The sequence below is a fragment of the Mycolicibacterium sp. Y3 genome (assembly GCF_051188035.1).
Taxonomy (GTDB): domain Bacteria; phylum Actinomycetota; class Actinomycetes; order Mycobacteriales; family Mycobacteriaceae; genus Mycobacterium; species Mycobacterium fluoranthenivorans.
In genome coordinates this window covers 1,818,230-1,837,911 of the sequence record NZ_JAVQLT010000001.1, presented here as the reverse complement: position 1 = coordinate 1,837,911, position 19,682 = coordinate 1,818,230, and the positions used below count along the sequence as shown (strand labels likewise).

General features: G+C 65.3%; 20 protein-coding genes. 14 read left to right on the top strand and 6 right to left on the bottom strand.

Translation table 11 applies throughout. The annotated features are described in order from the left end of the window. Positions 1-101 precede the first annotated feature (101 nt). Together QN239_RS09075 and QN239_RS09070 are read right to left on the bottom strand one after the other, a co-directional pair. Positions 102-1,376, bottom strand: a complete 1,275-nt coding sequence (locus QN239_RS09075; protein ID WP_499009676.1) for a sigma-54-dependent transcriptional regulator family protein — start codon at positions 1,374-1,376, stop codon at positions 102-104. Between the two features lie 220 nt (positions 1,377-1,596). Continuing rightward, positions 1,597-1,977, bottom strand: coding sequence for a zinc ribbon domain-containing protein YjdM (locus tag QN239_RS09070; RefSeq protein ID WP_499009674.1), 381 nt, complete (start codon positions 1,975-1,977; stop codon positions 1,597-1,599). 52 nt (positions 1,978-2,029) lie between these two features. Here QN239_RS09070 and QN239_RS09065 point away from each other — a divergent pair, with 52 nt between their 5' ends. The 14 genes from QN239_RS09065 (at position 2,030) to QN239_RS09000 (ending at position 13,717) form a co-directional block, all read left to right on the top strand. Further along, positions 2,030-3,469 carry a recombinase family protein gene (locus QN239_RS09065; protein WP_499009672.1) on the top strand — a complete coding sequence of 480 codons (1,440 nt, stop codon included), beginning with the start codon at positions 2,030-2,032 and terminating at the stop codon, positions 3,467-3,469. 279 nt (positions 3,470-3,748) lie between these two features. Next, on the top strand, positions 3,749-4,069 hold the full coding sequence (locus QN239_RS09060) for an excisionase family DNA-binding protein (protein ID WP_499009671.1): 321 nt from the start codon (positions 3,749-3,751) through the stop codon (positions 4,067-4,069). Beyond that, on the top strand, positions 4,066-4,299 hold the full coding sequence (locus tag QN239_RS09055; protein ID WP_499009669.1) for a hypothetical protein: 234 nt from the start codon (positions 4,066-4,068) through the stop codon (positions 4,297-4,299). The genes QN239_RS09060 and QN239_RS09055 overlap by 4 nt, the downstream gene beginning before the upstream one ends. Before the next feature lie 125 nt (positions 4,300-4,424). After that, positions 4,425-6,437, top strand: a complete 2,013-nt coding sequence (locus QN239_RS09050) for an AAA family ATPase (RefSeq protein WP_499009668.1) — start codon at positions 4,425-4,427, stop codon at positions 6,435-6,437. A 532-nt stretch (positions 6,438-6,969) separates the two neighbouring features. Next, positions 6,970-7,470 (top strand): hypothetical protein, encoded by a 501-nt coding sequence (locus QN239_RS09045; protein ID WP_499009666.1) that lies wholly within the window; start codon positions 6,970-6,972, stop codon positions 7,468-7,470. Further along, positions 7,461-7,742, top strand: coding sequence for a hypothetical protein (locus tag QN239_RS09040; RefSeq protein ID WP_499009664.1), 282 nt, complete (start codon positions 7,461-7,463; stop codon positions 7,740-7,742). Before QN239_RS09045 ends, QN239_RS09040 begins: the two co-directional genes overlap by 10 nt. 140 nt (positions 7,743-7,882) lie before the next feature. Further along, positions 7,883-8,482, top strand: a complete 600-nt coding sequence (locus QN239_RS09035) for a recombinase family protein (RefSeq protein ID WP_499016676.1) — start codon at positions 7,883-7,885, stop codon at positions 8,480-8,482. Continuing rightward, positions 8,479-8,946: a hypothetical protein gene (locus QN239_RS09030; protein WP_499009661.1), complete on the top strand. Its 468-nt coding sequence runs from the start codon at positions 8,479-8,481 to the stop codon at positions 8,944-8,946. The genes QN239_RS09035 and QN239_RS09030 overlap by 4 nt, the downstream gene beginning before the upstream one ends. A gap of 215 nt (positions 8,947-9,161) precedes the next feature. Beyond that, on the top strand, positions 9,162-9,413 hold the full coding sequence (locus tag QN239_RS09025; RefSeq protein WP_499009660.1) for a hypothetical protein: 252 nt from the start codon (positions 9,162-9,164) through the stop codon (positions 9,411-9,413). 109 nt (positions 9,414-9,522) lie between these two features. Next, positions 9,523-10,287, top strand: coding sequence for a hypothetical protein (locus QN239_RS09020; protein WP_499009658.1), 765 nt, complete (start codon positions 9,523-9,525; stop codon positions 10,285-10,287). Then, entirely contained in the window at positions 10,284-11,054 is a 771-nt protein-coding gene (locus QN239_RS09015) for a hypothetical protein (RefSeq protein ID WP_499009656.1), read from the top strand. Before QN239_RS09020 ends, QN239_RS09015 begins: the two co-directional genes overlap by 4 nt. A 15-nt stretch (positions 11,055-11,069) precedes the next feature. Beyond that, positions 11,070-11,651, top strand: a complete 582-nt coding sequence (locus QN239_RS09010) for a hypothetical protein (protein WP_499009655.1) — start codon at positions 11,070-11,072, stop codon at positions 11,649-11,651. A 138-nt stretch (positions 11,652-11,789) separates the two neighbouring features. Beyond that, on the top strand, positions 11,790-12,110 hold the full coding sequence (locus tag QN239_RS09005) for a hypothetical protein (protein WP_499009653.1): 321 nt from the start codon (positions 11,790-11,792) through the stop codon (positions 12,108-12,110). Then, a complete protein-coding gene (locus tag QN239_RS09000; RefSeq protein WP_499009652.1) occupies positions 12,107-13,717 on the top strand; it encodes a terminase large subunit domain-containing protein in 1,611 nt (536 codons plus the stop codon). Before QN239_RS09005 ends, QN239_RS09000 begins: the two co-directional genes overlap by 4 nt. A 69-nt stretch (positions 13,718-13,786) precedes the next feature. On the opposite strand, the gene QN239_RS08995 is transcribed toward QN239_RS09000, so the two are convergent. From QN239_RS08995 to ychF, 4 genes are all read right to left on the bottom strand, one after another. Beyond that, positions 13,787-14,959 carry a restriction endonuclease subunit S domain-containing protein gene (locus QN239_RS08995; protein ID WP_499009650.1) on the bottom strand — a complete coding sequence of 391 codons (1,173 nt, stop codon included), beginning with the start codon at positions 14,957-14,959 and terminating at the stop codon, positions 13,787-13,789. Next, the gene (locus QN239_RS08990) at positions 14,952-16,850 is read right to left on the bottom strand and encodes an HsdM family class I SAM-dependent methyltransferase (protein WP_499009648.1); all 1,899 of its coding nucleotides are present in this window, start codon (positions 16,848-16,850) and stop codon (positions 14,952-14,954) included. The genes QN239_RS08995 and QN239_RS08990 overlap by 8 nt, the downstream gene beginning before the upstream one ends. Positions 16,851-16,956: 106 nt before the next feature. After that, positions 16,957-18,456 carry a hypothetical protein gene (locus QN239_RS08985; RefSeq protein WP_499009646.1) on the bottom strand — a complete coding sequence of 500 codons (1,500 nt, stop codon included), beginning with the start codon at positions 18,454-18,456 and terminating at the stop codon, positions 16,957-16,959. Positions 18,457-18,504: 48 nt separating this feature from the next. Beyond that, entirely contained in the window at positions 18,505-19,602 is a 1,098-nt protein-coding gene (gene ychF, locus QN239_RS08980; RefSeq protein WP_499009644.1) for a redox-regulated ATPase YchF, read from the bottom strand. Between the last annotated feature and the right edge of the window lie 80 nt (positions 19,603-19,682).

The following is a 19,682-nucleotide window of genomic DNA, read 5'->3' as shown; positions in this document are numbered from 1 at the left end:
AGTTGATCTCCTGCTCTATGAATGACTGTGTCGGTCGTCACTCAAGCTAGTTTGCAACCCGTTGCAGCACGGTTGGGTAATTTCGCAACGTTGGTGCAACGTCAGGACAGCGCGGTGTCCAGCGCGGTGAGATGCCCCCGGATGTGGGCGCGCGTCAGTTCGTCGGCGCCGTGGTGGTCATGCAATGTCTGCCAGCCGTGCCGGTCGTCGCGGGCCTCGGGAAGGTCCAGCCAGCGCCGCAGGGCGCGCGAATCCCCGGCCGAACTGGCTGCCAGCACCGCCCCCCGCAAGCTGGTGCTCAGCTCCGTGCGCAGGCGTGCCACGGCCGGCGAGCCGGATCGCGGCAACAGCAACCCGGTGTAGTTGTCCAGGGCGGCGTCGATGTCGCCGCGGCGCAAGGCGGCGAACACCTCACCCATATCGCTGTCCATCGGAGCGAGCAGCCGGTACGGCCGCGATCCGATCGTGTCGGTGCCGACGATGCGGCGCAGGCGCGACAGCTCGGCACGGATGGTGACGGCGTCGAGCTCGCGCTCGTCGAGCAGCACCGCGAGGTGATCGCTGCTGAGCCCCTCCGAATGCTGCAGCAGCAACACCAGGATCTCGGCGTGCCGGCCGGACAGCTGCTGAGACCGCGTCCGCCCCCGTTCGTCGACGGTGTGCCAGGACGGCCGGTCCGCCCCCAGGACCGTGAGGCGGCCGACAGAGTCGGCCGGGACGGCAGGTGTTTGGCTGTAGGACAAGGCAAGTCGGTGTTCCACCGCGACGGCGGTGGCACGCACCAGCGCCAAGGTCTGCGCCGACCCGATCGAGGAACCGCCGGTGAGGTCGATGCTGCCGATCGGCAGGCCGGTGACCGGATCGTGCACCGGCACCGCCGTGCACGTCCACGGCCGGACCAGCCGGGAGAAGTGCTCGTGCCCGTCGATCTGCACCTCGCGGTCGAGTGCCAGCGCGGTGCCCGGAGCATTGGTCCCTGCGCCCTGTTCGCTCCAGTCGGCGCCGGGGACGAAGTTCATCGCGGCCACCTTGCGGCAGGCCTCGGCGTCGCCCTCGACCCAGAGCATGGTGCCGTCGGCGGCGGTGACGGCCACGACAACGCCGGAGTCGACGGCGTAGTCCACCAGTAGTTTGCGGATCACCGGGAGGGCCACCGCCAACGGGTGACCGTTTCGCAGTTCCGACAGCCGCGCGGCGGCCGCCGCTTCCCTGGCGCCGCGGTCGGGGTCGACGCCGATGGCCAGACTGCGCTGCCAACTCTCCGCAACGAACCGCCGAAGGGGCTTCTGACCAGCGACGATCAGTTCGTGGACCGGACGCGCGGAATCGGCCGTCGCCTCGGGCGACGGCTTCACCGACCTCGTCTTGTCTGCCACGACGTTCACGCTCCTGACGCCAGTGCCAACTACTCGCTGACCATCGGGCCTTCTGGCCACAATACCTGCACGTCAGGGCCACCGACGGAGAATCGTACGTGGCAGTGTGGGCCCTGCGCACAGAATTCGCCCGGAGTGCGTGCATATCCCCCACACTCGGCGCGCGCCACGTGGTGTCTCGCACGTTCCGGCTCGGCAAGCACCCATAGCCGTGCAGCGCTCAGAGAACCTTCTTCACCACGCTCGACTTCAACTGCATCTGACCGAAACCGGGCACCTTCGCGTCGATGTCGTGATCGCCTACGCCGTCAGAGATGAGGCGGATGCCGCGCACCTTGGTGCCGATCTTGACGACCCCACCACCGGCACCCTTCACCTTCAAACTCTTGACGATGGTCACAGTGTCGCCATCGGCGAGCGGGTTGCCCACCGAGTCGACGACCACTCCGCTGGACACATCACCCGACACGCTGGCATCGTGCACGCCGGGTGCCCACTCGTAGGCACACATCGAGCAGACCAGGAGTGCGCCGGACTCGTAGGCGAACTCACTCGCGCACGCCGGACACGGCGGCAGAACGTCAGACGTCGAATCAGACATTGAACCTGAACTCCACCACATTGCAGTGCCAATAAACGTTATAGTTAGTGACATGGCCGCTACTATGACCGCTCGCCGCGCTGCTCTTTACCTGCGCATTTCGCGCGACTTCACCGGCGAGGGTCTCGCCGTCGAACGCCAGCGCGAGCTATGCCAGCAGATCGTCCGTCAGCGCGGCTGGTCTGTCGCGGGTGAGTACGTCGACAACAGCATCAGCGCTAGTGACGCCCGCAAGAACCGCCCCGGCTACGACTCCCTGGTAGCCGCATATGAGGCCGGGACGTTCGACGCCCTGGTCTGCTACGACATGGACCGCCTCACCCGCCAGCCTCGCCAGATGGAGGACTGGCTCGATGCCGCCGAGAAGCACGGCCTAGCACTCGTGACCGCCAACGGAGAGGCCGATCTGACCACCGACGCGGGCCGAACCTTCGTGCGGGTGCGTATGGCGTTCGCGCGCGGCGAGGTCGAGCGAAAGTCGGCGCGGCAGAAGGCCGCTGCCCGTCAACGGTCTAACCTCGGTCGACCACCGCTGGGCACGCGGCTCAGCGGCTACACCGCCAAGGGTGAGGTTGTGCCCGACGAGGCCGAGGTGATCCGGCGGGTGTTCAAGATGTTCGACGCGGGTGAATCGCTGCGGTCCATCGCTCGCACCCTGACCACCGAAGGCCTCACTGCCCGAAACGGCAGGCCGTGGAACCCGTCCACTATCAGCGGCATCCTGACGAACCCCCGGTACGCCGGTCGAGCCGTCTACGAGGGTAAGGAAACCGGCGTCCGCGGCGGCTGGGAGCCGTTAGTGACCGACGAGCTGTTCGACGTAGTGCAAGCGCGACTCAGCGACCCCCGGCGCAAGACGAACCGCGTCGGCACCGACCGGCGACACCTCGGCTCGGGATTGTTCCTATGTGACGACTGCAGCCAGCCGGTGGTGAGTTTCAGTGGTGGCCGGTATCGGTGCAAGGCGGCGTGCGTCAACCGCGCTCACGGCCCGATGGACAATGCTCGGGTACGTCAGATCATCGCCAACCCCGAGGACGGCGAGGACGCTCCGTTGGCGCGCGGCGTGGACGAATTCGTGACGGCGGTAATCGCCGAACGGCTGAGCCGAGCCGACGCTGCCGAGCTGCTGGCCGCGCCCGCCGCCGATATCGCGCCCGTGCTGGCTGACATTGAGCGGCTGAGGAACCGTCTCGGCACCATCGACGCCGACTACGACGCGGGGGTTATCGACGGCCTGCGACACCGCGCGGCCACCGACCGCGTGACCGCCGAGCTTCGCACTGCCGAACGCCAGCTGGCCGGGCACCGCACGGGCTCAGCCCTCGGTGAGGTGCTGTCCTCCCCCGATCCCGTCGCCGCATTCCTGGCAGCGTCTCTCATGGCGCGGCGCAGCATCATCGACGCCTTGTGCGTCGTTCGACTGCGGCGCGGCACGCGTGGGTCAAAGCTGTTCGACTCCAATACCGTTGATGTTGAGTGGCGTCGGTAGTCCGTCCGTAGACACGGAGTCGACCATCGGTGAACCGCACCTCGACGGTGTATGTTTGACCTCACGCGCCGGGCGATGATGACCTTCGCACGAGCCCTGCGCGTACCGGCTGGGAATCTGGCGCGGCTGACATAGAGGCCACGACGGGCAACATCCGGTAGCCAGCAGCCGCGCTGGGGCATCGCAAGGTGTCCCGCGCACGCGGACCCCGAGGGATGGGGCGAAGGCATCCCGGCTCGGGTGAGCGTGCGGAACCGACCGATTACTTCGGAGTTCCGCATGGCTTCACCGACCACAACCACGCCCTACCTTGACTATTCAGGCGTAGCCGACCGCCTTTGTCTAACCGTCCCCACCGTGCGCCGATTGGTGCGCGAAGAGGGTCTACCCGCTCATCGCGTCGCGCGGCGCGTGAAGTTCTTGGCCGACGAGGTCGACGCCTGGCTGCGCGCCCGCAGCGGCGACCAACACCCCGCCAAGGCCGTGGACGACCACCGCGCAGCGATCAAGCGATTGGTCGACGCTGCGCCACCACTGACCGCTGAACAGGCTGCGCGCATCAAGGCCGTGCTGGGCAGCGGGGCGCAGGGTGTTGCATGAGCCTCTACGACTATCGCGCCTCGCGGCAGATCGCCGCTGCGGACCCGCCGTTCTACGCGCTCATCATGGCGGCGATTCGCAAGGCGGACACCCAGAATGCCGCCCGGATGAGCATGGCGTTTCCCGAGGTGCATGCCGAATTCGAGGCGCGCTACAACGCACCCGCTGGAATGCTGCCCGCCGAGCGGGCCGATGACGCCGATGCCATGCACCACGCCTCGATGGAATAGACGCCGTGACAACGCAATTGCAGCCGACCGGCTGAAACAACGAACCCGCCGGGGGCACTGGTCACCACTCCCGTGCTTGGTCCCCGACGGGCTCGCCATCGACACCATCCCGATAGGACAGATAAGTGAAGAATAGCAGCGCACGGGGTGCACTGACCGCCAACGGAATTGCCGCTGGGCGCGACTATGGCAACGGCGGCGAGTACAGCGGCGACGGCCCTGATGCGATCGCCAACTACATCAGCGGTGACCAATGGGCCGACGTGCTCGGCGTTGACCCAGACGAGTCCATCACCGCAGCACTGGGTGTGGAGGTGGCGCAGCTTGTGCGCCGATTCTGCCGACGCTTTGAGCTACCCGTGTCCTACGACGACGGCGGCATGACGTTCTCAGACTTCGCCGCGGTACCGAGCTGGGTCTGGCATGCCGAGGTCGCAGGACGCCCCAAGGTCACGCGACTCGACCGTGAGCGGTTCACCGAGGACACGATGACACGCGACCCCGATGACATCGGGGCCGAGATGGAACGCGCACGACAGCAACGGTATGCGGCTCAGCGCGCTGTCGATCGGGCGTTCAAAGGGGTCGAGGTTCCCACCCGTCGGCTGTTCACCGTCAACGCAGTGGAACGCGCCTGCGGCACCGAGGTGGCTGACCAGGTACGCGCCCGGATTCATCAGGCAAACCGGGACTGCTGGAACACCCCCAAGCCGCACAATCTGCACGAGCGACCCCAGCTCGTCACCGCGGCGGACCTACACCAGGTGCACGGCGTCCCGGTCGCCACCCTCGCCGCGATGCCCGCAGCCACTGCCGAGGACATATCCGCAGCCAAACAGGCGCTCGCCGTCGCACGCAAACGGCACACCGATGACATCACCGTGCAGGCACGTACCGACGACCACGCCCCGCTGCATCTGGACACCGAGGTGCTGTCATTCGACCAGTTGTCCGAGCTGGAACCAGTGACACCACTCATCAGCGGCGTGCTGCCGCTGGGCGAGCTGGTCGAGGTGATTGGAGAACCGGGCACCGCCAAGACATTCATCGGGTTGGGGCAGGCGCTGGCGGTCGCCGCTGGCCGTGACTGGTGCGGCCACGCGGTGCCCACCGCTCAGCCGGTGCTCTACGTGCTGGCCGAGGGCACCAGCGATGTCGAGGTGCGTGCCAAGGCGTACTGCGAACGCCACGGCATCACCGCCGGCAATCTCGGCGAGCGATTCCACCTGTACCCTCGCCCCGCCCAGATCGCGGACGCCGACCATATGCGCGATGTGCGCGACTTCGTGGAACAGCACGGCATCAAGCTGGTGGTGTTCGACACCAAGGCGCGGTGCACCGTGGGCGTCGAGGAAAACAGCGCCACCGACCAGGGCCGGGCCATCGCGAATGTCGAGACGATTAGCCGTGATTGCGGTGCGACGGTGGTGGTCGTGCACCACACCGGCAAGGGCGCGGACACCGGACGCGGCTCCACCGCCTGGCTGGGCGCGGTCTGGTCGTCGCTACTGGTCACCCGCGGCGGCAAGGGCAAGTCCAAGACGGGCGCGGTGACGATCACGTGCGCCAAGCACAAGGGCTGGGTAGATGGTTGCACGCACCGGTTCACGCTGGAACCGGTGACGGTGCCCGAGACCGCGATGGCGGGTAAGACACTGGCACAACGGCAATCGCTGGCGGTCACCGAGGTGGACCAGCTCGCCGAAACCGCTTTTGAGGCGCAGGCCGAGAACGCCATCGGCCAGTCGATCCAGGCGGTCTTCCATACCTACGGCGCGACCACCGGGCTCACCAAGGCCGAGGGGCGCAAGTACGCCCGCGAATCGAACGTCAGCGACAGCAGCTACACGCGGTACTTCGATGGGTTCGTCAAGAGCGGTGTGCTCGTACAGATCCCCGGCAAATCCGCACATTTCCGGCTCAAGATCGACGCCTCAGTATCCACCGTCGGCACCGACGAGAACCTGGCCCTCGTGGACACGCTCAAGGCACGCATGGCCGAGCTGCGCAACGATGGCGACATCACCGACGCCAACACCAAGGCCGACGTCGAGAAGATGCTCGGCAACCCCGACAAGACTGCCTACGCGCAGGCGTGGGGATGGTTCCAGGACAACGGGCGACCCGTAAGCGTCTGATAGTGCCCCGCCCACCATGCCCAACCGGCGTGGTGGGCACGTGAGCGTGGATGCTCGGTGGGCAGCGGTCCTCGGGACAGTTCACCGCCCATCAACGCAGCCAAAAACATGCCCTGACCTGCGCGGTGATCACGCCGTGCCCAGACCCGTGAAATCGGCTGGGCACGGTGGGCAAACCGCAGGTCAGAGCGTTTTCAGGAGTTGGGCACGCGGTTGGGCATGCCCACGGTGCCCATCATGCCCACGCCGACAAAACCACGGCTTGACCAGTGGTTTGCCCACCGTGCCCAATGTGCCCAAAGCAGTCACCCACATGCCCACCACCGGGGTGTCCCTTTAGGGACCCCGTCGGGCAAGGGCCGCTCGTGGATATCGGGTAGATGAACAGATCATCGCCAGAGACCGTGCCGACGACCACCGCGCATACGCCTGCCAGCTTGTGGAGCCGAGGCTGAGTCCCGTCGCGTGGTGAGCCGAGAGCTGAGGACCGCGACCGCCCGACCCGTGCACCCAATCAGGACACAATCAGGACATGCCACCGGTGAGCAATCGACAGGACGCCCGACGCCGTGCCGAGCGTGCCCATCAGTTGCGCGCCCTCGGTCGTACCTGGCAAGAGGTTGCCGACACTCTCGGGTACCGCAGCCGTGGTGCGGCACAGGATGCAGTGGCGCGCATGCTGAATCGCACGGCACCGGAGTCACCCGAGGCGCTGCGCCGGGTGGAAGCGGAGGAATTACGCATCCGGCGGGCGGTGCTGCACGAGAGATTCCATGCGGCTAGGGCGCGCCAGGACGATGACGCCCTGGTCGCGCTCAACCGCGAACTCGACCGCGTCTCCACAAGGGTAAGCAAGCTGCACGGCCTCGACGCCCCCGAGCGGCAACAGGTCGAGGTGAACCTCGCTACCGACCCCGTCGCGATCATTGCCGAGACCCGAGACCGCCTGTTGGCGGTGCTCGCCGAACGTGAGCAGCAGCGCCAGCTCACCCCCGCACCCATTATGGAAGCTGAGGTAGTCGAATGTCCTTGACCACAAGCCAAGATGCCATCACCGCCGCGATGTCCCTTGCCGAGGACATTGCCGCCGGAAAGGTCGACCCGGCACAGCTGGAACGCCAGGCAGTGGCCGAGCTGTCCCAGCTCATGCTGATAGAGCCGGAACCCGGTAGCGACCTCGCGCAGCTGCAAGCGGAGTCGGCCCGCCGGGTGCTCGCGCGCGGTGACTTGCCAGCCGCCGAGGTCGCCGAATGGGCTGCGGTCGCTCGACGGCGTGAGGCCGGTGCCGCCGTTGTCAACGGCTGACCTGCCGCCGGTGGGCACGTCGCAATTCTTTAGTTCTGGGATAGCAACCACGAGTCACCATGAGGGCATTGGAATACCAGGTCGATAGTCTCGAAAGTTGTCGCGTATTGAAACCTAGCGCGTTACTGTTTTGAGATACGATACGGGTCATGATCACCACAGCCACCGGCACGCTGCTCGGGTATGCCCGCGTCAGCACCGGACACCAGTCCCTCGACGCGCAGGCCGACGCGCTCGCCGATGCCGGGGTGCCCGCCGAGCGCGTCTACAGCGACAAGCTGACGGGCACCAGCACGCGCGAGCAGCGCCCCGGTCTGGCTGCGCTGCTCGACTACGCCCGCGAGGGCGACACCATCGTGGTCGTCGGCATCGACCGGCTGGGCCGCAGCGCCGCCGAGGTGATGACGACAGTCAAGACGCTGCTCGATAGCGGCGTGGTCATCCGCGCGCTGCGCGAGGGCGTGGACAGCTCGACGCCGACAGGCCGGGCAGTGCTGGGCATCATGGCCAGTCTTGCGGAGCTAGAGCTGGAACTCGGGCGGGAACGCCGCACAGCAGCGAAAGCGGCACGCAAGGCGCGCGATCTGCCCATCGGTCGGCCCCGCGCACTCACCGCCGATCAGGTCAGGCAGGCCAAGGCGTTGCGGGCCAGCGGCGAGCCCGTCCCGGTGATCGCTGAAACGCTGGGCGTCAGCCGGGCAACCCTGTACCGCACCCTGGCCGAGGCGACCGGTAGATGAGCAGCCCGCTCGACCTATCCGAATTCACCGGGTGGGTGAAGTTTGCGGACCTCAAGGCTGCGAATGTGCCGACAGAGCCGGGTGTCTACGTAGTCATACGGCCCACGGACGAACCACACGAGTTTCGCCCTGACGTTCGCTATACGGGCGACAAGCCGTTTCCAGTGGCCGAGCTTGAGCAGCGATGGGTGCCTGGCGAGCGAATCATCTACATCGGCAGAGCCAACCACGGGTCCGACCAACGGGGGCTGCGCAGGCGACTGCGTCAGTTCAGGCGTTACGGGGCTGGGGGCAGCGCGCGGCATTCCGGCGGTCGTGCGATCTGGCAGCTTGCCGACTGCAGTGACCTGCTCGTCGGCTGGCGCGAGCTACCGGACGAGGACGTGGTGCGCACCGAGACGGCGATGATCGCGGCGTTCAAAGCGCACTACGGTGCCTGGCCGTTCGCCAACGGCAAGGACTGATGTCCTGAGACATCAGGGCTCGGCACCCGAGCAGCCGCGCGAATGATGATGTCTGAGGACATTAACACCAGCCCCGGCCTCGGCAAACCGACCACCGAGGCTGTCTCGACAACCTCGGTGGTCGATACGAAAACCCTTGCTAGTAGCAGTATCCCGGCTGCACCGGTGTTCTTCCCGGCAGCTCCGGTGCACCCCGCCCTGATTTCATTAGGTCCGTGAGCACAGCCGTTGAAACATCGAGGCCGACCGACCCGTCGACATTGACGCCAGCCCAATGGAATGGGCGATCAGCAGCGCTGTCCCGCGATGCCCCGCCCGATGACCCTCGGGTGGCTGAGTGCCGGGCTGCGTTGGCCTACTGGCGTATCCGACGGGCTATCGACGCAGACCGGGACAACCTCGACCCCGCGCACGTCCCGGCGCTGGCCGACCTGCTGCGCCACGCGCACCCGGCGGGGTCCCGATGAAGCGACCGACGACCCCGAGCGCGCCCCGGCTGCCTGCCGCGACCCCGCGTATTCGGGTCACCACACCCCGCACACCGTCAACGCCGAGCACGACCAAGAGAGGCAACCGATGAAGAACCGACTTGCACGCCGGTTGGGCGACAAGCCGCAGCCGCAGCAGCGGGGTCCCGAGGCGGTGCATCCCGGATTTCGCGCCGAGCCACCCCCACCTACCGATCAGACTGAGCTGCGCTACCTCCGACGCTCGGGACCGGCGCCGGTTCACCTGAGCTTTGACCTGCGCCGCGAGATTGCCGAACAGGTCGCGCCATTGGAGCGCGGTATCACCGCGCTGCCTCGACCGGCTGCAATGCGGGGCGCGGTGGCCGAGGTCGTTGCCGCCGCGGACACCGTGACGTTGATCATGGCCGAGCTGATCAGCGATTCGGCGGGCGCGTCACCCGAGGCCCGTCGGCGCAGCGCGGGTGTCATGGCGGAACTTGCCGCCCGCGCACAGTCCGAGGAACGCTCGGTGCCCGACTCGATGATCACCGGTGGGACGTGGGCGGTAGACCTACTCGCCCGCGGTGCGGTGCTCGCCGACGATCTGGCGGCGCTGCTGGCGCGGGCACATCGTCCCGGTTCCCCGGCGCTCGGCGGGGACCTGTCGGTGGCTGAGCGTGTCGAGCAGGCACTGCGGCGACTCGACCGTGCGGTCCGCGATGCGCTGGCGCTGCTCGACCGGGTACGGGCGCACCAGGCGCTGCCCAGCCCCGAGGAATACAACCGGCAGCGCCGCGCCGAGGTCGCGGCTGAGCGAGCACGGCAGGCGCGATACGAGTCTCAGCGCCGGGCTGAGGCACGGCGAATGGCAGCAGTAGGAGCGGGCCGATGACACTGGCACCGATTGCGCACACGTTCCCGGCGGTGAACCCGGCCCCCGGCGGGCTGCTCGCCGCGGTGAGCTGGCAGCCCGACGATGGCCCACCTCGGTGGGGGCCAGGCGGTGTGCTGCCGCGTATTCCGACCAACTACGGCGGCGCTGAGGCCACCGGCGTCTGGGATGTCGACTGGCTGGCAGCTGAGGACGACCTCGGCCCCGGCGATATCAAGGATGGCGAGCGGCCCGACGAACCCGAGGACCCATTCCCCAGCGTCACGGTCTACGGGTTCGACTGGTGCAACCCGAGCGAACCAGCACGCGCCGAGGTCGAGGCACGCGCCCGCCAAAACCTGCGCCTGCAAGAGCCGCTGATGGCCGAGCGCGAGTTCGCCGACCGTCTACTGGCAGACACCACCAGCGCCAGCGCGGCCAACATCGTGGATGCGGTGTCCCAGCTCGAGAACATACTGGCGCGCACCAACACGGTGGGTGTCATCCACGCCTCAACTGGGTGGGCATCCATCGCCGCGAACGCACAGCTGGTCCGGTGGACGAGCGTCGGCGCGACCACCCCGCTGGGCCATCGGTGGGTGTTCGGCGGGGGCTATATCGACGGTCTCGGTGCGAATCTCGTGGCCACGTCGCCGGTCGTCGGATGGCGTACCCAGGTGGTCACCCGTGACTCGCTCGATTTCGAGCGCAACCGGTACGTCGTCATCGCCGAACGGTCGTTCGTGCTTGCCTATGAGCAAGCCATTGGCGCAGTCGAAGTCAGCTGAAAGGTATTCCCAGACATGGCATTCGAGGATATCGCCACCGCCGAGCGGGAGCACCTCGCTCGCTGCGTACACGAGGCATCACATTCGGTCGTTGCCGCGCTCCACGGCGGTGCCGTAGTCGCCGCCGAGGTCTACCGTGGCGGTCCGCGCACCGACCCGCAGGGCCGCGTGATCGGCGGGCTGTGCGACTTCACCAACGACGACACCGGCACCACCGTCGCGCACCGTTCACAGATCGTCGCCGCTGGCGTAGCCGGCGAATCGGTGTGGCGATTCGGCCCGCGCCCGAGCATCGGGCAGATGAATGAGGTCATGGCGCTAAACGGGCTCGACGCCCGCGAATTGCGCAGGCTTGCGGGGGCGTTCAGCGTTCCGCTGCCACCTCACACGATGCTGCCGCTGGTGCTTCGGTGCTGGCCCGCCGTCGCCCGCTTAGCCCATCAGCTGAACCTCGGCACGCCCGTTGCGCACGAGCAGGTGTGTGCCGCGATGGGCATACCGACTCGCGGCAACGAGATGCAACGCCACGCGATCCTGCAAGGCGGCACGGTGCCCCGCACGCTCACCCCGAACACCCGGCATCTGGCCGCGGTGTAACAGACCGGACGGCGGGCGGTTCTCCCAAGAATCGGCCCACAGCCCCGCCCGCCGTCCTCACCGCCGACAACCCCCACCACCAACCACGGCAGCCTCACCCCACACCGGATATCACCACACCGAATGGAGCTGACCGACATGCCGACACCGACCCCGCGGTCCCGATACCGAATGCCGCCCAAGCTGTTCGACGCAGCGCTGCGCGCACACCCGCCAGTGCCGTACAACCTCGACCGGCTCGATGACGACCTGTTCATGCCCTCGGCGTGCCCCGTCGGCTCGCGGTTCTACAGCGAACTCATCGACGTACTGGTGCCGTCGTACACCTATACCGTGGACTCCGGCGGCGAGACGGTCACCACTCACCACGACTGCCCTGTATGCGGTGCCAGCTGGACACAGGGCGGTTGGCCGTCGGTCATGGTCGGTCTGACCGCTGCGGGTCGGCGGTCAGCGTGAGCACCGCTGCCACCATCACCGCCGCGCGGGCACTCACAGCAGAGAGTGCCCGACGGCGACCCGCCTCGCCTGCCGACCTGGCGCGTCGTCTCGACCCTCGGTTCCGCGTGACACCCACCATTCGGCTGCTGTCCGATATCGCCGTGCGGGCTGTCGAGGAACCCGACCAGCGCGACATCGTGACCACCCCACCCCGCACCGGCAAGTCCCGCCTGCTGGCGGTGTGGGAGGTGGTGTGGGCGCTGATGCGCAATCCCGACCTGCAAATCGTGCTGGTCAGCTACAGCGACGAACTCGCGCAAGCACACAGCCGCGAGGCGCGCCAGCTCATCAACGAGCACGCCGACTACCTTGGATTCCGGCTGTCTCAGGACAAGACAGCTGTGGGCCGCTGGCGCGTCGACGGGCACGCGGGCGGGCTGCTCGCGACCGGCATCAACTCGGGCGTCACGGGTTTCGGTGCGGACCTGCTGATCCTCGATGACGTGGTCAAGGACGCCGCCGAGGCCGACAGCGCCGCCCACCGCCGCCGGGTGGTCAACGAGTACCGCAGCACCTTGGCAACCCGCGTACACCCCGGCGGCAGCGTGCTGCTCGTAATGACGCGCTGGCACGAACGCGACCTGGCCGGTGAACTGCTCGACGCCGAACCCGACGTGTGGACCCACACCAACGTGCCCGCGGTCGCTACAGCGGGCGTCCCCGATGCCCTTGACCGTGAGCCCGGCGTGGCGATGGTCAGCGCGCTGGGATTCACCGCTGAGCACTACGCCGCAGCTCGGCGCACCTCGGGCGAACGTGCTTGGGCCGCGCTCTATCTCGGCGTCCCCAGCACCCCCGAGGGTGGCCTGATCAAGCGGGATTGGTTGGACACCTGGCGTATGCCCGCGGCCCCACCTGGCGCTGCGTTCACCGTCGTCGGAGTCGACCCCAGCGACTCGGGTAGCGGGGACAGCTGCGGCATCGTGGCCGTCTCGATGACCACTGGTGGGGTGGTCGCCGTCATCGCAGATGTGTCCGCACCGATGACCAGCGACCAGTGGGCACGGGTCGCCGTCGAGCTGGCCGACGACGTGGGCGCTTCCGAGATTGCCGTCGAGGGGTTCGCCGCCCGCGAGACCTACGTGCGGGTGGTCAAGGACGCGCTGCGCCGCTACCGAATCGACCGCCCCGTGCGGGTGTCCTCGTGGCCCCCGAAAGCCAGCGGTCGCGGCGGTGGTGACGCCATCGCCCGATCCGCGGCGCTCATCCAAGCGCTAGAAGTTGGCACCACCCGTATCGCCGGGCACCTGCCCGATTTGGAACTGGCTGCGGTGCAATGGCAAGCGGGCCAGCACCAGCCCGATGCCCTCGCCGCGCTGGTTGTCGCGCACGATGTCGCTGTGCACTCAGCAGGTCGGCAGCTGTATATTGCCACCCCTGACCTGACGGCTCGGCTGGGCGATGTGCGACCCGAGCCCGGCGCAACCGTCACCCCGATGCATTCGCGGCTGCGGCGCAAGATCACCACACCCCTGGCCAAGCGGCGCACCGGTCCTGGCGCTGGCCGGGGACTACCCGTGGGGTTCGGCGACACCGGGCTGCTGGACCCCGTCGAAAGGCGCTGAGCGTAGATGTATCCCGCCTCGTTGCGGTCCATCTTGGCGCGGCCGCCTGGACGATTCGGAAGGCCATGGCTAGACCAGTATCTCGACCTTGCGCGCTAGAAGGGCATCCAGCAATGCCGCGCGCGCGACTCGGAGGCGGGCAGCCTCATCGCGAATGCTGGCCACCGCGTCCGACATCGGTTCCAGCTCAGCGACGATAGACAGCTGCTCATCGATGCCCGGCAGCCGCACGGGCATCAGCTTCGCGCGCGTGTCACCTATGTGCTTAATGTTCACGCCCGGCGGCGCGACGTCACGGAAAGTGCCCGACTCGTATGCCCACAGGCACCACTGTCGTACGAAGGACGGCATGGTGACGCCCTCGATCGAGCGATAGCGCAGCAGCGTGTTCTGAAAGCAGACAGGTCCCTCGATTTCATCGTGCCAGGCAGCGGGCATACCAACAGCTTCCGCGCCAGCACTCCCTTCGGACACCAGAACGTCGCCGTCCTGCAACGAATACCGCTGCCGCTCGCGCTCATTAAAGTCCATCGAGAAGACGTCGTCCAAGCGAAGCGCGTCATACCCGATATTCCCAGACCTCAGGTATGGAGTCATCGATGGTCCGGTCGCCCGCTGGGGTGACCTCTGCCGACCTAGCCGAATATCAAACGCCTTGCTAGCCAACACTTCCGCGAATCCCTCGTCATTCACGAGAGCCGCTCGGCGGATCTTCATAATGACCGCGAGGCGATCTGCCTCGTCTTCAGTTCTGGAGATCGTCTGGTCGACCGCGTCGATCACATCAGCGATCCGAGTCTGGACCAAGACAGGCGGATGAGGAATTACCCACGACTCAAAGTCGGCTTCCTTCCACCTTGCCCGGCCATCGCGTCCGTCCCTTAGCTTCCCGATTTTGTCCAGTGTGCTTTGGCTAGAGAAGCACAGCACGAGAAATCGCGCGTCCAGGGCACTTGGATCGACGGAGTAAAGCGGGAACTCGTTGGTGACCAATGCGCCATCGAGATCCGCTGGGACCACCGCAAAAGGCCCGTTCTGTGCGTCGATCCGACAGAACACAAAGTCACCCTCGCTAGCCCGATTAAGTGTCTTCGTCTGCGGTTTGCTCGGGGGACGAAGGTATGCGCCGTTGCCATACCAGCGCACACCCATGGTGTCGTACTCGACTCCTGGTGTGATCGGAACCTTCTGAGTTCGTTGCGTGACGTGCTTGCCAACGACGACAGTGGGCCAATCAGACATCGAATCCGCCGATGCCAGCTTCGGTCAGCACCTGGGACATCCGCTCCAGAGCCTCCTCCCGCTGCGCCCTGGCTTCCTGCCAGTCGGCAACCGCCGCTTCGAGATCGTGTGACTCCGTCTGGGGCCACGGATTGCGGCGAATCCCACGCGGGTCGAAGGCACCTTCACTCCCGAACACCGGACTACGCCACGAGCGGGCTTCAATGCTCTCCACACCATCGCGAACGGTCTTCTCGATTAGAGCTGCGATTTCTGGCCACCGTCCAGTGTCGCGCCGCCCGCTGCCGGAACGAACCTCGTGACCGTCATCCTCCATGTCGACGAAGGTCACGAGAGCATCCCGCTCATGCCCATTCGACGTTTTCGTGAAGCCAAAGATCGACGTCTTGACACCGCGCCCTTGCTCAAAGAACAGTTGCTGTGGCATATCGATCAAGAAATCGAGTCGGGCCTTCTGAAGGATTGCGCGCGCAGCCTTTTCATTAGCATTCTTGGAGAGAGTGTTGTTCGGCATGATAATGACCAGCCGACCGCCTTCTCCTAAGTACTCGATTGCGGACATGGTGAAGTTGATCGGGTTGTCGTTCTCGTAGGGCGGGTTAATTACACACTTGGTGGGCTGAAGACTTTTGACGTAATCGCGCAGCTTCTCATCAGCTTTTCTCACCGCGAACGTCCTGCCACGTGTCACCAGCGAGTCGCGGTATAAGAGATTGGACCGGCCGTCGCCATGAAGAAACATGTTTGAACAGGCCAACGCAAATAGGATCGGGTCGAGCTCCATACCGATTAGTTGGTGCTCGTGGACGTGCTCGATCCGTTTCTGGTCGCCGTGAGCCTTGGCAACTAGCTGCTCCATCGCATCCATGAGGAACCCGCCTGAGCCCATGCAAGTGTCCAAAACGACGTCGTCACGCTCAAGCCGTGCCAGGTCGACCATAAACGTCTTAATGTGATCGGGCGTCAGAATGATGTTCTTATTGTCCATCTTGCCCGCGCGCGATAGAAAGATCTTGTACGCCCGCCCCAGAACATCCCGTTTCACCGTGCGTGTGGAGGGTTGGTGGACTCGCTCGTCAATGTCGTTAATGATCGACTTGTACTCGTCCAACGGGATATCAATCGTCTTGACGAATGCGAATCGATCCTCCCAATCGATCTGCTTTGACTTCGAGTTGACCTTCTTTGCGAGCTGGCGTTTGACGGCAGCGACTATCTCGTCGTTTAGGTACCGAGCTTCCACCAGTCGGGTGTCATCAGGAATGACCTGCGACTGATATACGCTGCGGAATTGGGCATCATCGAGGGCAATCATCAACGCCGAGAAAAACAGCGAACGCTCGGTGTCGCGCACTCGGGAATCCTTGTGGAAGCGCTCATTCAAGCGTACGAGGAACCTTCGAAGCTCTGCGTCCGACAGTGGGTCACCGTGCGCCGCGGTCTCGTAGTGGTGCGCCAGCGCATCGAGTCCGACGAGACTTTGCAGTTCCTCGATCTCCTCGATCTCGTCGGTGCCACCCTTCCGAAAGAAATATGTAACGCGTAGCGAATCCTGGGTCTGCCCCGACACCGCGATCCCGATGAGGTTGGCGTGCGGCACTGCGTTGTTCGTCATGTATCCACGCACATCTGCCTCCGCAGCGGCGTGATTGGACTTCGGTCCCGGCTCGCCTGACTTTGCCTCGACGACGATTAGCCACTGCCCCATGTCCTTGAAGAAGTCTGGGTATCCACCGTCCTTGGAACCCTTGCGCTTCGACTGGAAGCCGAATTTCTTAGGTATGTCACGCTTTTCGATAAACTCTGAGGCCCCGTAGAAATCCCGAAACAGGTTCTCGGTCGTACTTTCGGCCATCGTCCGCCCTTTCTCTGCCAGCGAGCGATTACTCATCAGCGACACACGTTAGCGCGACTAATGGCTGTCGCGGAGAACGCCCCGCCCCAGCGTCAGTGTCCGCCCAAGCTGGGAGGTCTCCCGCCTGCCGTCGTCGCGCTGATCATTCTTGCGCCTTCGCGGGTTGCTCGGTCGAGACTTCAGACGATTGCCGCCCGTGCAGGGCGAGTCCCGCCAAGATACGTGCTTCGAGGGTGTCCTTCGCCCAGGGGGCCTTAGAAATCAGTCGGCTACGTAACAGCGCCCGCAACAGGAGTGGTGCAATGTCGGCACTGACGTACTGCTCGCCGTCAAACTGGAAGCTAGGTTTGGATTTCACGGAGCCATGGGCGATTTCCGAGCGGTGATCGTAGACCCTTCTAGCCAGTTCGAAGACGGCTGTCGGCTGGAATTCGTCACACAGCGCCGCTGCGGCCCTCATCGCCATGCGATATTTGAGTTCCGCGCCCCCTTCCATCAATAGAGCTTCGATGCCAATCGTCGCGTCGAGGGTTCGATCCTCATCGTTGGCCCGCATCATTGCGCGCACAGACCTGCGCGCTGCCAGTTTGACATCGTTGGGTGCAACTGCCAGGGCATTAAATGCAGCCACTACCTCGCCAACCTGACCAGCCAACAGGGGATTTCGGGCGATGGCATTCCAAGGCGCTCGGAACGAATTCGCGGGGTAATTGTCGATTACATCGATCTTCCAGACCGGCGGCAAGTCGTAGGTCCAACCATCGGCCCAGCCGTCTGGCCGCACGTAGACTTGGTTGTAGCCGGTGTCATCCTCGGTGATGATGTGGACACACTGAACCGCTCGATCAATCTTGTCGACGTCCTCGGAACCGATCAGGGTGTCGATCCCCGTCGACCGAATGCGAGCCGCATACGGCTGGTTCAAAATCTTGATGTCCTTTACAACGACGGCATGAGTCGCCGCTGCGACTAGATACGGGCTAATCCCTTCAGTCGCACGGAAGCTGAGCGCGCGGGCGCATTGCTCACCAGCGGTGAGGGGCTCAATCGTTACACCACCACCTAGATCGACAGGCTCATCGATTCCTAGATCAATGAGCGTTAACGGCGCCACGAGGTCACCGCGCAGATCGGGTGCGAATCTCGCCTTCTCCAGCTGCATATAAATGTCGAGGACGTCCTCATCTGACGAGACGTCAAGCGCCACGGCACGGCCAATGATCGAGCCGACGAATCTCAGATACTCCCACTCGAGGCTGCCATCACGCGTCGACTTGTTTTCAGCATCGGCGAAAGCGTTCATCCCGCGGGCGAACGTCAGGTCATCGAACGCCGCGGTCCGAACACCTTCCAAGGCGGCACTCAAATCCGGGACATCACCGACTACAACCATGGCACCGAAACTCGGGGGTTGGGTTGTGAACATCACGGTCCACTTGACCGGCGCGGACGCTGGTGTACTGAAATTGGAATCGGTCGCCACCACATGTGGCCAGCCGCTGTCGCTTTCTTCGTACTCGGGAATCGCGATGCGAGAGACGGGCTTGCCGTCCTCGATCAGCTGCTGCCCTGCTCTCCAGCCTGCGCGAACTGCCGGAAGAGTGAGGTCCCACAAGAACGGATGGATTGGGGTATTCGCCACGAAGTCCTCCGGCGCACTCGGCCCCAACTCGGCGTCGGGAGCATTCTGCTACTTCTTCGCTTGCTGTCCAGACGTTGCTTGGAATCGGAACTCGACCACATCCCCGTCGGCCATCACGTAGTCCTTGCCCTCCATCCGGACCTTGCCCGCCGCCTTGGCCGCGGCCATCGAGCCGGCCTCGATCAGGTCGTCGAACGACACGATCTCGGCCTTGATGAAGCCCTTCTCGAAGTCGGTGTGGATCACGCCGGCCGCCTTGGGGGCGGTGTCGCCGCGGTGGATCGTCCACGCCCGTGCCTCTTTCGGCCCGACAGTCAGGTAGGTCTGCAGATTCAGTGTGTGAAAACCGGCCCGCGCCAACGCATCCAGGCCACGCTCGGTCTGCCCGATGGACTCCAGCAGCTCGGCGGCGGACTCGTCGTCCAGTTCGATGAGCTCCGACTCGATCTTGGCGTCCAGGAACACCGCATCGGCCGGGGCCACCAACGCCCGCAATTCGGCCTGCTTGGCCGGATCGGTGAGCACCGTCTCATCGGCGTTGAAGACGTAGAGGAACGGCTTGGTGGTCATCAGATTCAGCTCGCGCAGCAACGAGACATCCGAGCCCGCCGCGAACAGCGTCTTGCCGGAATCCAGCACGCCCTGCGCCGCCACGGCCGCGTCCAACACGGCCTTGCGGTCCTTGTTGGTGCGCGCTTCCTTCTCCAGCCGCGGGATCGCCTTCTCCAGTGTCTGCATATCCGCCAGGATCAGTTCGGTCTCGATGACCTCGATATCCGAACGCGGGTCGACCCTGCCGTCGACGTGCACGACGTCGTCGTCGGCGAAGACCCGCACCACCTGACAGATGGCGTCGCACTCGCGGATGTTGGCCAGGAACTTGTTACCCAGCCCGGCGCCCTCGGAGGCGCCTTTGACGATGCCGGCGATATCGACGAACGTCACCGGCGCCGGGACGAGCTTCTCCGATCCGAAGATCTTCGCCAGCTCACCGAGGCGCGGATCGGGCAGCGCCACGACCCCTTCGTTCGGTTCGATCGTCGCGAACGGATAGTTGGCGGCCAGCACGTCATTCCGGGTCAACGCGTTGAAGAGCGTCGACTTGCCCACGTTCGGTAGTCCGACGATTCCCAGGTTCAAGCTCACGGACTCCAGAGTCTAGAGGTTGTGACGGGCACGCCAGCGCGTGCTGGCAGCGCACGGGCAGTAACAGCCGGTACGGTCAA